We start from the raw sequence: 11409 nt of genomic DNA on the forward strand, positions 1-11409 counted from the left end.
GTGAAGAGTGAAGAGCGTGCGGTGCGGATGTATCGCACCACGGAGCCGCCAGGGCCGCAGATCAAGCGGCTGGCCATCGACCTCGGAGTCCACGCCGAGGCCCTGCGCGGTTGGATCCGCCAGGCCGAGGCCGAGGCCGACGAGCGCGATGACAGGCTCACCACCGACGACCCCACGGCGACGTGATCGAAGTGCTGGACGTCGGCTGCGCACGATGAGCCCAGACTCGGTCGGCCAGCTTCGATCCCCGCCCCGAGCCGCCTCACCTCCGTGGACGGCACCGCCTGATCGGCGCCAAGATCGGGCTGCACGTGGACGGACCTGCCGCAGGAGATTCGCCCAAGGCCGGCTGCCTGCCCTGGTCGACCGCCCGCGCTCACCCGCTTCACTCCGACGCAGTTCGCCTAGGCCAAGGCGCTGGCTTGCCGTTCCCCGCTGAGATCGGCGCGCCGCTGTCATGCTGGTCATGCCCGAACAACAGATCCTTGTCACGGCCACCTCGACCGGAGATGACTACTGCCTTGGAACGGCCTCCAGGCATGACATCTCCCACCCTCGGTTGTCACGGTGCATCGGGTCGGGACTCGTAGTGCAGGCTGTGGAAACGGCCGTTCTCCTCGCGACCCGTAGGGTCGCCGCCCAGCGCCCGTACCGCCGCGATCGCGTACTGCCGTTCCCGCTCGTCGGTGAAGAGGCGCTGCGGATAGGTACGGGAGACATTAAGGGTGGTGCGTAGACCGTGCGCGGTCAGTGTCTGGACGATCGGATGGTACGACACCGTCCGCAGCACGAACGCGCTGATCCATGCCGGTCTCCGGATGCCGTCCAGCAGCGCCGTGAAGGTTCGGGCAGTGACATAGCTGCCGCCGCCTGTCAGCGTGATGAGGCCTACCTCGGCGAGCGCGCGGCTCAGCCTGGGGCTGGGTGAGCCATGTTCCAGGTCGTCGGTGAAGGCGGCATCCAGGAGCCCCACCTCGAGCGCGTAGTGCACGGCTGGGGCCGAGACGTCCAGGCCGAAAGCTGGCACTGCGTCCGTTCGGCGCCGCTCGGCATAGAACTCCTTGTCGCGTGCCGCGAGTTCCGCCGTCGACATCGTCTGGTGGGCGGAGGAGGTGTAGCGCTCGTACATCTCCGCCAGCGTGACGTCGTGATTGAGCAGCGCGGCGTTGATCCCGTAAGAGCAGCACACGTCCAGCACCGCCGGACCGTGGGGGCGGCCGTCATCGAGAGCGGCACGTTCTGCGGCGGCCTGCCGGAAGATCGGCTGGGCGTGATGCGGGATCTCGTACTCCAGCGGGGCCAGCCGCCTGAAGTACGCGCGAGGGTCCGGCCGGTCGTAGATGTCGTCGAACCGCGACTTGCCGCCCGCCGCGCTCTCGGTACCGCCAGAGACCGACCCAGCCATGCCGTAGTCCTCCTTGCAGAACACACCTGTACTTCCATCATGTCCCGCCTCCTGCGCCCTGCAGCGCCTGCGCCACGCCGTTGCAGCGGCCTTGGAGACGCTCGAACGCTAGCCGCCCGGACTCCCGCACCACCGACGCACGATCCAGCGCTGTCGTGTCTGGCAGCTGCGCCGTTGCCGCCGCGATCTCGGGAAACACCCTGCGAGATCGGTGCCGGGCCGCGAGCGCGCAACCTGACCGTCGTCCACGCGCTCCTGGTGACGGCGTTGGGACCGGTCGCCTACGGGTACTCGTGGCCCGAGCGGCGGTGAGAGAACCGCCCGCTGCACGGAGGGATGGTTCCATGACTCAGCATGTCAGCGACGTCATGACAAGGGCCCCGTTGACCGTCGAACCACAGACCTCGGTGGCGGTCGTGGCCCGGATGATGCGGGACGAGGACATCGGTGCCGTTCTGGTCACCGAGGGCGAGCGGTTGCGCGGGCTGGTAAGTGACCGCGACCTGGTGGTCCGCGCGGTGGCCGAGGGCGGCGATCCGAACCGCACGACCGTGGCGGACGCGTGCAGCGACGATCTGGTCACGGTGAAGCCCGACGACGACCTCGGCCACGCCGTGGAAGTGATGCGCGAGCATTCCGTCCGCCGTGTGCCGGTCGTCGACGAATCGCAGCACGCGGTGGGCATCGTCTCCATCGGCGACCTGGCCATCGAGCGCGACCCCGAGTCCGCTCTCGGCGACATCAGCGCTGCGCGGCCCAACACGTGACGCGTCCCTCCTCCACACGGGGGTGGTGAGATTACTGGAGACCCGAATCGATCGGGCTGCTCTTCGCCACCACCACGCCGTCGGGCGGTGGGCCCCGGGCTCACCGCCCGGCACGCCTGAACATGCCAACCTCAAGGACAGCCAGCCGTAGGCACCTGAGCGCCGATAGGAGCGTGCGCCATGACGACTCTTGACCCCGACGCGAGGCGAACCCCAGGACTCGAACCAGGCGACGGGGTGCCATCCCGTGAGACCCCACCCACCGAAGGCGGCACTTACGGCATCTCGGGGGGCGTCGTGCCCGGTGGCGCGGTCCAGATCTCGGTGCCGGTTCAGGCCCTGCGCGGTCGCGGTCGCCCGGGAGTGGTGTGTGCCGGTCCTTCGTCCCCCTCGCACAGCCGGGCGAGACGGCCCAACATCGCGCGGTGCCGAACTTGCTGAGCTACCGCCTCCAGAAGGCCGTTGTGCAGGGCGCCCGCCGCACCGCGCAACGGGTGTTCGCTGCGGCGCACGACGGTCCGGTTGTGCAGGGTGAGCGGCCCGATCCTGATCTCGTGGCGGAGGGCCGCCCCCAGCCCGGGCCACTGCCCCTCGTCCAGTTCGACCCGTGAGGTACCCACGCCCCAGTCCCCGTACCGTTCGACTTCGGACAGGACCTCCTCCCAGACATCCTCGGGGGGCTTCCTGATCAACCGGTGCCGTACGGCCATGCGTTCCTCCGCCGTTCGAAGCGTTGGGTCCGGCGCTGCGCGTTCCCACGCTAGGACCGGCTGCGCACTGCCGCGCGGGGACGGCGGTCGTCTCGGTGCCGCCCGGTCGGCTGCCGGAGCGCCGCCCGCCGTGGCCCGGGGCATTCTGGGCGCGGAAACCGACCTGTTCCGCTGTGTGGAGGTGCCATGTCCGTTGCGAGTCCCCTGGTCGGCTGTACGGCGGTCGTGACCGGAGGCGCCCGCGGTCTCGGCGCCGGATGGCCTGACGGCTGCGGTGCCCGGCTGGGGCTGGAGGGGGGGAGCCGACGAGGACGGCGGCTGCGCCACCCGAAGGGGTCGGGCCCCTTGGCGGGTCTTCGACGTGAGCGATGCCGTCGCGATGGAGGAGACGGCCCGGTCCCGCTTCGACTCCGATTCGCGCGTGTGGAGCCGAGTCGTCGAGGTCAACGTGGTGGGCATCGCGCTGACGGCACGCGCCTTCCTGCCCGACTTGCTCCGCACCAGGGCTACTACCTTCAGGTGTCCTCCCTCGCGGTGCTCGCGCCGGCGCCGCTCATAAGCGCCTACTGCGCCTCGAAAACGGGCGCTGGGCGTCGCCGCCTGTACCTTCGAGCTCGGCAAGTGCTGGGAGACAGCGTCAAGGAACGGGCAATGAAGGTGCTCGTCAACATCGATCCGGACCTGTGCACCCACAGGCCTGGTCGGTGTCGTCGAGTACCCGCTCCGGCTTCGTGCCGGAAGGCGGTCGACGTGACCGACATCGACGTCGAGCCGACACGGGGACGGGACCATCGCGTCCAAGGCCTGCTCAACTGTTGAGGATTCCCGGCAGGGCCAGCGCCGCCAGCAGCGTCGTGCCCACTAGCATCCACGCCACGTAGTCGCCGATGTGGCCGGACTGCAGGCGTCGTAGCGGAGCCATCCATGCCCCGTCGCCGAGCGGCTTCGGGCGGGTCACGGCGAGCGTGGCCAGGCCGAGGGCCAGTAGGGTCGAGGTGAGGCCGAGGAGTAGTCCGGCAAGGGTCCAGTGCGGCGAGGGGGCGGCCCCGCCGGACACGGCGTGCCCGACCGCGGCGGCGAAGCCGGGTACCGCGCCCACGGCGAGGGACGCGGTGAGCAGTACGGCGGGGACCGCGGTCATGGTGTCCGGTACCCGGCGCAGTCGGTGCCGCGTCTCCGGTTCCTCTCTGATGCCGGTGGTCTCGTACGACGACTCGTCGCCGGGCTGGGTGCCGAGGCCGAAGAACACCCGCGCGGCGACCCGGAGTACCGCGCCCGCGGTCACCGCCGAGACAGCGACGAACAGCACGGTCAACGGGGCGCCGACCGACTCCTCCAGCACCGCCTTCCCGAGCCCGATGCCGAAGGGTGGCAGACCGGCGAGGCTCAACGCGCCGACGACGTACAGTACGGCGACTCCGCGCAGCCTGCGGGCGCGCCCGTGCAGGGCGTGCTCGTCCACCGAGCCGTAGCGGTCGAGGAGGACGCCGGTGCAGGCGAACAGGGCGGCCTTCACGCCGGCGTGTCCCAGGATGTACAGCGCGACCCCGTCGTCGGCCTCGGGACTGAGGCTGCCGATCCCGATGAGGAAGAGCCCCATGTGGGCGACCGTGGAGTAGGCGAGCAGCCGTTTGATGTGCCGCTGGAACCAGCACATGACCGCGCCGACCACGGCGGTCAGCACACCGAGGACGAGGAGGCCGCGTTCCAGGTCGGACGCCGGGATTCCGCCGGGCCCGGAGAAGACCGTCCGGTAGACCCGCCAGACGCCGTAGGCGCCGAGTTCGACCATGACGCCGGACAGCAGCATGCACACGGGCGTGGGGGCGACCGCGTGCGCGTCCGGCAGCCAGAAGTGGAACGGCACGGCAGCGGCCTTCACCAGCAGGCCGGTCAGGACCAGCGCGAAGGCCGCGAGGGTGAGGGCGTCGGGGCCGCCGTGCCGGTCGAGACCCTGGCCGATCTTCACCATGGCGAGTTCGCCGGTACGTGCGTACAACAGACCGATGCCCATCAACACGGCATACGCGCCAAGGGAGTTGAGGACGCCAAAGGACAACGCGCCCTGCACGGCCTTCGCCTCCTCGACGCGATGACCGGTCAACGCGTACGCCACAACGCTCATCAACTCGAAGAACACGAAGGCGTCGAACAGGTCCCCTGCGATCGCGAAGCCGCACATGCCGCCCTGGAAGAGCAGCATCAGGGCGGGGAAGGAGCCTGCGTGGCGACGGGGCGCTTCGTCGAAGTAGTGCCAGGAGTACGCCAGAGCCGCCACGGTCAGGAGCGAGGCGAGCGCGGCCATGCCGAGGCCGGGGCCGTCCCCGATGAGGACGATTCCGACGCTTTCGCCGCGCATGGGGGGCCAGCCGCCCACCCATTCGGTCAGGGGCGGGGAGGAGTTGAGGAGGAGGACGATCGCGAGTCCGGCCGTCCCCGCGGCGAAGGCGCACCCCATCGATTCGGCGGCGATGCGGGAGAGGTGGCGTCCGCCGGCGACGAGGACAGTGGCTCCGAGTAGGGGGACGGCGACGAGCACCGGTAGCAGGTGGTGCATCAGCCGCGCAGCTCGGAGAGTTCGTCGGGGTCGACCGTGCCGTGGAGTTTGGAGATCTGCAGGACGAGGGCGAGCAGCAGGGCGGTGACGGTGGCGCCCACGACCACGTCGGTGAGGGCGAGGGCCTGGACCACCGGGTCCACCACGGGGCGCGAGCCGGGCTTCAGGTCGGAGAAGACGGGTGCGGTGCCGCCGTCGCGGTAGCCGACGGCCAGCAGCAGGACGTAGGTGGCGGACTGACAGACCGCGAGACAGCCCACGGCATGGATGAGATTCCGGCTGGTGACCAGTCCATAGCATCCGACCAGGAACACCCATGTGGCGACGAGGTACGGCAGTACCGCCATCAAACCCCGCTTCCCTTCTCGATCTCCACGGCCTGGTCCAGGAAGCGGGCGAGCAGTACGACGACCGCGCACGCGACCTCCATGCCGATGGCAGCGTTCAGCAGCGGGACGGTTCCGCCCGACGACAGGGTGTTGAAGGTGCCGAAGGGGAGGAAGTTGGCGAGGAAGGCGGTGCCGGCCAGGAGTCCGGCGAGGCCCAACACGAGGTAGGCGGAGGCCGCGAGCGCGTCGCCGACCTCGTAGGAGCCGACCGGCCGGATGCGTTCCAGAGCGCGGTAGTCGGCGCCCAGGTAGAGGAGGTGCAGGGCGGTCGCCGCGACGACACCGCCCTGGAAGCCGCCGCCCGGGCTGAGTTGGCCGTGCGCGATCACGTACAGGCCGGTGAGGACGGCGACGGGCAGGACGACGAGCGCGTACCGGCGTACGGGGAGTGCGACCTCCTCGGGATCGGGCGCGGCGCGGTGTTCGTCGCGGGTCTGGCGCAGGAGGACGACGGTGCCGAGGACGGACGCGAAGAGGATGCTCATCTCGCCGAGGGTGTCGAAGGCGCGCTGGTCGAAGTTGACCGAGGCGATCGTGTTCGCGGTGTGCCGGGCGAGGGAGGCACGTACCACCCGGTCCCCGTACGGATGCCGGTTCCCGCCGAAGCCCGGCAGATCGAAGCAGGCGGCGACGAGCAGAGCTGCGAGGCCCGCGCCGCCGACGGCCAGGACGATCAGCCGCACCCGCCGGGTCATCGTTCCGTCTCCTTCCGCCGCTGCGGCCGCCGGACCTTGCGCACGGACAGCATCAGCAGCAGGGGAGTCAGGGCCGAGCCCACGGCCAGTTGGGAGAGCGCCACGTCGGGGGCCTGAAGCACGGTGAACAGAACGGCCAGAACCGTCCCGAGCACCGCCAGCACGAGTGCCTGCCGCGAGGGATCACGGGTGGCCACGGCGGCGGACGCGGACACGGCGACCAGCAGCAGCGCCACGACGATCAGCGGGTCATCCACGCCGACTCCCCGTGAAGCCACCGGCCAGGGCACGGGACGCGGTGAGGTTCCCGCCGATCAACAGGGCACCGACGACCAGGAGTTTCACCAGCGCACGGCCCGGACCCGTAGCCACGCACACGGTGACCACGACGCCGCCACCGAACGCCGCGACCGCGTACGTGAGCCCCCACGCCCGCGGCGGATCCTGCGCCAGATCCTCCGCGAGCAGCCGGGCGAAGACGAGGGTGCCGACGGGGCCCAGCAGGGCGAGGAGCAAGGCGAGATCGACGTACGACGGCCGGCCGTAGCCCTGGGCCAGGAGCAGCAGAGCGGGGCAGGCCAGCGAGGTGGACAGGTTCTGTGCCACGACCCGGCGCCGCAGCGGTCCCGTGGTGACACCCCACACCGTGGCCCCGACTCCCAGGGTGAGCGCGGCCGTCGCGGCGAGGGTCCACCCGTTCACCACCCGCTCACCGCCCGGCGCGCACCCCACGCGGCGAACGCGCCGACCAGGGCGGCAGACATCCCCACGACGAGTTCCAGTGTGTCCACCGCACTGATGAAGACCAGCCACAGCAGGGTGAGGGCGGCCCACCATGTCAGGACCTCGCCCGCGCCGAGGAGCGTCGTACGCCGGTTCACATGGCACCTCCGCCGACACCGCCTCGCCAGCTTTGATCGTTGAATTCTGTTGTGTCATCCAAGCAGCGCCACGCCTCCGCCAAGTGGCGGCACGCGATGACCTGGCCTCCGGAGTGCTCCGACAAGACCAAGGAAGACCGGTCGTGTGCGGAGGGTGGCGCGGAGCCGGACGCGATCGATGCCGCCAGGGTTTCCGAGCGAGGGCACGAGACTCGCCGCCGGCACGGGAGTGGGTGCCGGCGGCGTGAGGTCCGGTGCGTGTCGGTCGGCCCGCAGCTCCGGCAGCAGTAGTTCCTCGTACCTGCCCGATGCCAGCACCAGGCCGAGCATCGGATCGGGATGAACACCGCGTGCTTGGCCATGGGGGTCCTTCCCCAGACGAGGCGATGGTCGATGATCACGCGGATGAGCCGGCGTCTGGCACGGGCACGGGCCGCCGACCGGCGCTGAACGTCCCTGACGACTCCTGCATCAGCCACCCGCGCTCCGCCAGGCGCCTGGCCCTCGAACGCAGCCCCTCGACCTTCGCCGGCGTCGTCTCCAAACCCAGCTCCACCGCGATCTCCCTGGCCTTCAGCGCCCCCCCTGGCCGCCGCCCGCCCCTCCTCCAGCACGCCCAGAAGCCGCTGATAGTCCGGCGCCAGAACCGTCACCGGCAACCCGTCCCGCCAGGGCGGCACCGTCGAGCCCGGCACGGGCAAGGACGGGGTTTCCCGCTCCGCCCCGGCCTCAGTCACGGCCGTGGACTCAGCCGCACAGACCGCCAGGGTCTCGACCAGCTCCTCCCGCGCGATCACCCGCCGGTCCAGCTCGATCTCCGCGGCCTCCAACACCTCAGCCAGCCGCGCGGCTTCCTCCCGCAGACCCTCCATCCGCACCCGGGCAGCCGTCTCCCGCTCCTCCAGCATTCCCAGCACCGACGCCACCGCGCACCCCTCGACCACGAAGCGGACACAAGACGCCGCATGCCTCCCTCACCTCGGACAAAACCATGCCTGACCAGCAGGAATCACACGATCAAGTTCGGTTGAGATACGGCTTCTCAGCTTTTGCGCCAGGAGTTCGGCGGCCTGGTTAGCGGTCAGCGCATTCGGCGTCTGCGTCGGCGAAGGCGGCGAAGACCTCACTGAGCTCTTTCAGCGTTGGCGCTCCAGGGTGAGGATGGCCGCGGCGATTGACGACATTCGATTCGGGCTGCATCGGGACCTTCCGCAGGACCGCGGGGCGCGGATCGCGGGCGGTGCGCGCCCGAACGATGTCGACGTAGGACTGCGAACTGAAGCCTCGTATGACCAGCACCGGGATGCCGAGGGCGGCGAGCCAGTGGGTGAACATGCGGCGCAGGGTGTCCTAAGAGGGCGGTTCGTGAGTCTTTGACTGAATCTGCCGTCGCCTGATCGTGTGGCTGCGGGGCGGACTCTGCCGGTCCGCGGTTGGTGGTCTGGTGATGTGACCGTGTGAGTGAACGCAAGCCGTACCCGAGTGACTTATCGGACGAGCAGTGGTCGTTGATCGAGCCGGTGATCACCGCCTGGAAAGCCCGGCACCGCTCGGTCAGCGGTCATCAGGGCGCCTATGACATGCGGGAGATCGTGAACGCCATCCTCTGCCAGGGCCGGAACGGCTGCCAGTGGGCCTACCTCCCGCACGACCTGCCCCAGAAGAGCGCGACCTACTACTACTTCGCCACCTGGCGGGACGACGGAACCGACCAGGTCATCCATGAACTCCTGCGCTGCCAGGTCCGCGCACGCGCCCGCCGATTAGAGGACCCGACCCTGGTGGTTCTGGACACCCAGAGTGTCCACGTGGCCGCCGGGGTCCCCGCCGCCACGAGTGGCCACGATCCGGCCAAGCGGGTGCCCGGCCGCAAGCGCGGCCTGGCCGTGGACGTCCTCGGCCTGGTCATCGCGGTCGTCGTCCTCGCCGCGAACACCCACGACAACGCCGCGGGCATCGTCCTGCTGGACCAAGCCGCCGAGCACGCCGACGGAACCGTCCGCAAAGCCCTGGTCGACCAGGGTTTCAAGAACCAGGTCGTCGTGCACGGCATCGGCCTGGGCATCGACGTCGAGATCGTCGAACGCAACCCGCAGGTCAAGGGGTTCGTGCCGGAGCCGAAGCGGTGGAGGGTCGAGCAGACCTACGGGATCCTGATACTGCACCGGCGCCTGGTCCGCGACTACGAGCACCGCCCTTCCTCCTCCGCTTCCCGCGTCTACTGGGCGATGACCCACGTCATGACCCGACGCCTCACCGGCGCGAACGCCCCCACCTGGCGCGAGACGCAGGCGGTGGCAGCGTGAACATCCAGCCTCTGCTCGACGCCCTGGGCCTCCAGGAAGACGCCGCCCGGGCCCTGGCCGACGACCTCCGCGCACAGATCGACGACCTGCAGACCCGGCTGCGGGAGGCCGAGACCCACCTGGAGCACCTCGCGATCACCCGCAAGACCATCACCGGCCTCACCGACCGGCTCCCGGCCCACACACCGGACCTGCCCGAGCACCCGGACTACCCCGGCATCCTCGCTGCCTTCAACCACGCGGCCGGGCCGCTACGCGCCAAGGACGTCTGCGAACCTCGGCCACGCACTGCTGCCGAAGAACGTCGAAGGCACTCGCGCCAAGCTGAAACGCCTGGTCAAACTTGGGATCCTCACCGAGGCCGACACCGGCAACTTCGCCAGGAAGCCATAGCCGACGGAGCCTCCACCAGCGACCTTGCCCAGCCTCAACCGGAAACGGACATCACCTTACGAACTGCCCACTAAGAGTGTCGAAGGGGCGGTACGGAGCTCTGATGCGGGCCAGTGGCCCTCGAGCCCCGTGACCAGACGGGGGCGGCGTACAGGACCAGACGTCGCCACTCCCCCGTGCTGTCCTGGTACAGGAGGCCGGTGCTTTGCGCGGGCCAGGCAAGTGTCCATGTGCCGGCAGTTGCCTTGGCCAGTCACATGCCGAGCACCCGTCGGGTCTCGGCGGCGATCTGCTGTGTCTCGCCGGTTGCGACCACGAGGACCGGGACACCTCTCCGCGTCTGATCGATGCGTCGGAGGCCTTCCCGCATCAAATCTTCCAGTTCGGGGACGAGCAGCCCGCCTCGTACACCGAGAACAGTCAGGGCCGAGCAGATCTCCTCGCGGACCTCGGGTTGGTCTTCGCCGATCTCCCCGGTGAAGACCAGCGCGTCCAGCCGGTCCAGCGAGGCGGCCATCGAGGCGATGCCCCTGCGGCAGCTGAGTGTGAACGTCGCCAGCGCCAACGCGGCCGCGGCATCACCCTCCGCGCGGGCGCGCACCAGGTCCCGGGTGTCTCCCGAAGTACCGGAGAGGCCGAGCAGACCGGAATGCCGGTGGAGTGTGTCATCCAATTCGTCCGTGCTCAGACCGTGCCGCCGCTGCAGCCACAGCAGTGCGCCGGGGTCGAGGCTGCCGCTGCGCCGGCTCATCACCAGGCCTTCCAGCGGAGTGAGGCCCATGGTGGTGTCCACGCTGCGTCCGTTCCGGACGGCGCAGGCCGAGCAGCCGCCGCCCATGTGCACGAGCACGACCTGGAGGTTGTCGACGGGTCGGCCCAGGGCCTGCGCCGTCCTCTGCAGTGCCCACGAGTAGGAAAGCCCGTGGAAGCCGTACCGGCGCAGCCCGTATTCGGCTCGCCATCGCTCCGGCACGGCGTACGTGCGCGCCTGTGCCGGCAGATCCTTGTGAAAGACAGTGTCGAAGCAGGCGACATGAGGAACGTCGGGCAGGAGTTCTCGTGCGGCATCAATCAGAGGCAGGGCAGGGGCCACGTGCAGCGGCGCGAGATCGGCGACGTCCGCCAGCAGAGCCCGTACGCGTGCGTCGATCAGCGTATGTCCAGTCAGGTGCGGACCGCTGTGGACGATGCGGTGTCCAACCGCCGCAGGAGCGGGCACCTCGCTGAGGAAGTTCCGCAGTTCCGCCGCCGCAGCAGGCCCCGGGGGCTCCGAGGCGTCTCGATCCGCCACCCGTTCACCGTCGGC

At 69.8% G+C, this 11409-nt stretch carries 14 protein-coding genes and 1 pseudogene; 5 read left to right on the forward strand and 10 right to left on the reverse strand.

Translation table 11 applies throughout. The features are described from left to right. Positions 1 to 186 carry a transposase gene (locus tag ACZ7M3_RS34780; protein ID WP_472068592.1) on the forward strand — a complete coding sequence of 62 codons (186 nt, stop codon included), beginning with the start codon at positions 1 to 3 and terminating at the stop codon, positions 184 to 186. Between the two features lie 376 nt (positions 187 to 562). Here the strand turns inward: ACZ7M3_RS34780 and ACZ7M3_RS34785 are convergent, their stop codons facing one another. After that, positions 563 to 1405, reverse strand: coding sequence for a hypothetical protein (locus tag ACZ7M3_RS34785; protein WP_472068594.1), 843 nt, complete (start codon positions 1403 to 1405; stop codon positions 563 to 565). A gap of 344 nt (positions 1406 to 1749) precedes the next feature. On the opposite strand from ACZ7M3_RS34785, the gene ACZ7M3_RS34790 reads away from it, so the two are divergent. Both ACZ7M3_RS34790 and ACZ7M3_RS34795 read left to right on the forward strand, forming a co-directional pair. Then, entirely contained in the window at positions 1750 to 2172 is a 423-nt protein-coding gene (locus tag ACZ7M3_RS34790) for a CBS domain-containing protein (protein ID WP_472068596.1), read from the forward strand. Between the two features lie 180 nt (positions 2173 to 2352). Then, positions 2353 to 2613: a DUF6480 family protein gene (locus ACZ7M3_RS34795; protein ID WP_472068598.1), complete on the forward strand. Its 261-nt coding sequence runs from the start codon at positions 2353 to 2355 to the stop codon at positions 2611 to 2613. Here the strand turns inward: ACZ7M3_RS34795 and ACZ7M3_RS34800 are convergent. The 8 genes and pseudogenes from ACZ7M3_RS34800 to ACZ7M3_RS34835 all read right to left on the reverse strand — a co-directional run. Further along, positions 2505 to 2882 (reverse strand): SRPBCC family protein, encoded by a 378-nt coding sequence (locus ACZ7M3_RS34800; protein WP_472068600.1) that lies wholly within the window; start codon positions 2880 to 2882, stop codon positions 2505 to 2507. The two genes, ACZ7M3_RS34795 and ACZ7M3_RS34800, sit on opposite strands and share 109 nt — an antisense overlap. An 808-nt stretch (positions 2883 to 3690) precedes the next feature. Beyond that, on the reverse strand, positions 3691 to 5439 hold the full coding sequence (locus ACZ7M3_RS34805; protein ID WP_472068602.1) for a complex I subunit 5 family protein: 1749 nt from the start codon (positions 5437 to 5439) through the stop codon (positions 3691 to 3693). After that, positions 5439 to 5786: a sodium:proton antiporter gene (locus ACZ7M3_RS34810; RefSeq protein ID WP_472068604.1), complete on the reverse strand. Its 348-nt coding sequence runs from the start codon at positions 5784 to 5786 to the stop codon at positions 5439 to 5441. Before ACZ7M3_RS34810 ends, ACZ7M3_RS34805 begins: the two co-directional genes overlap by 1 nt. Continuing rightward, entirely contained in the window at positions 5786 to 6523 is a 738-nt protein-coding gene (locus tag ACZ7M3_RS34815; protein ID WP_472068606.1) for an MnhB domain-containing protein, read from the reverse strand. The genes ACZ7M3_RS34810 and ACZ7M3_RS34815 overlap by 1 nt, the downstream gene beginning before the upstream one ends. Continuing rightward, the gene (locus ACZ7M3_RS34820; RefSeq protein WP_472068608.1) at positions 6520 to 6780 is read right to left on the reverse strand and encodes a Na(+)/H(+) antiporter subunit B; all 261 of its coding nucleotides are present in this window, start codon (positions 6778 to 6780) and stop codon (positions 6520 to 6522) included. Before ACZ7M3_RS34820 ends, ACZ7M3_RS34815 begins: the two co-directional genes overlap by 4 nt. Beyond that, positions 6773 to 7225, reverse strand: coding sequence for a monovalent cation/H+ antiporter complex subunit F (locus ACZ7M3_RS34825; protein ID WP_472068610.1), 453 nt, complete (start codon positions 7223 to 7225; stop codon positions 6773 to 6775). Before ACZ7M3_RS34825 ends, ACZ7M3_RS34820 begins: the two co-directional genes overlap by 8 nt. After that, positions 7222 to 7404 carry a hypothetical protein gene (locus tag ACZ7M3_RS34830; protein ID WP_472068612.1) on the reverse strand — a complete coding sequence of 61 codons (183 nt, stop codon included), beginning with the start codon at positions 7402 to 7404 and terminating at the stop codon, positions 7222 to 7224. Before ACZ7M3_RS34830 ends, ACZ7M3_RS34825 begins: the two co-directional genes overlap by 4 nt. 1136 nt (positions 7405 to 8540) lie before the next feature. Beyond that, positions 8541 to 8675 (reverse strand): annotated as a pseudogene (locus tag ACZ7M3_RS34835) (IS5/IS1182 family transposase); the annotation flags it as partial. A 186-nt stretch (positions 8676 to 8861) separates the two neighbouring features. Here ACZ7M3_RS34835 and ACZ7M3_RS34840 point away from each other — a divergent pair. After that, a complete protein-coding gene (locus ACZ7M3_RS34840) occupies positions 8862 to 9710 on the forward strand; it encodes an IS5 family transposase (RefSeq protein WP_472068614.1) in 849 nt (282 codons plus the stop codon). Further along, the gene (locus ACZ7M3_RS34845; RefSeq protein ID WP_472068616.1) at positions 9707 to 10177 is read left to right on the forward strand and encodes a hypothetical protein; all 471 of its coding nucleotides are present in this window, start codon (positions 9707 to 9709) and stop codon (positions 10175 to 10177) included. The genes ACZ7M3_RS34840 and ACZ7M3_RS34845 overlap by 4 nt, the downstream gene beginning before the upstream one ends. Positions 10178 to 10356: 179 nt before the next feature. Here ACZ7M3_RS34845 and ACZ7M3_RS34850 read toward each other — a convergent pair whose 3' ends face one another. Then, entirely contained in the window at positions 10357 to 11394 is a 1038-nt protein-coding gene (locus tag ACZ7M3_RS34850; RefSeq protein ID WP_472068618.1) for an acetate/propionate family kinase, read from the reverse strand. Positions 11395 to 11409 lie beyond the last annotated feature (15 nt).

The organism is Streptomyces sp. NPDC111656 (assembly GCF_055656965.1).

Excerpts from the sequence above, each read along its gene's own strand:
- ACZ7M3_RS34815 (WP_472068606.1), bottom strand. The coding sequence starts at position 6,523 with ATGACCCGGCGGGTGCGGCTGATCGTCCTGGCCGTCGGCGGCGCGGGC.
- ACZ7M3_RS34795 (WP_472068598.1), top strand. The coding sequence starts at position 2,353 with ATGACGACTCTTGACCCCGACGCGAGGCGAACCCCAGGACTCGAACCA.
- ACZ7M3_RS34800 (WP_472068600.1), bottom strand. The coding sequence starts at position 2,882 with ATGGCCGTACGGCACCGGTTGATCAGGAAGCCCCCCGAGGATGTCTGG.
- ACZ7M3_RS34785 (WP_472068594.1), bottom strand. The coding sequence starts at position 1,405 with ATGGCTGGGTCGGTCTCTGGCGGTACCGAGAGCGCGGCGGGCGGCAAG.
- ACZ7M3_RS34790 (WP_472068596.1), top strand. The coding sequence starts at position 1,750 with ATGACTCAGCATGTCAGCGACGTCATGACAAGGGCCCCGTTGACCGTC.
- ACZ7M3_RS34810 (WP_472068604.1), bottom strand. The coding sequence starts at position 5,786 with ATGGCGGTACTGCCGTACCTCGTCGCCACATGGGTGTTCCTGGTCGGA.
- ACZ7M3_RS34805 (WP_472068602.1), bottom strand. The coding sequence starts at position 5,439 with ATGCACCACCTGCTACCGGTGCTCGTCGCCGTCCCCCTACTCGGAGCC.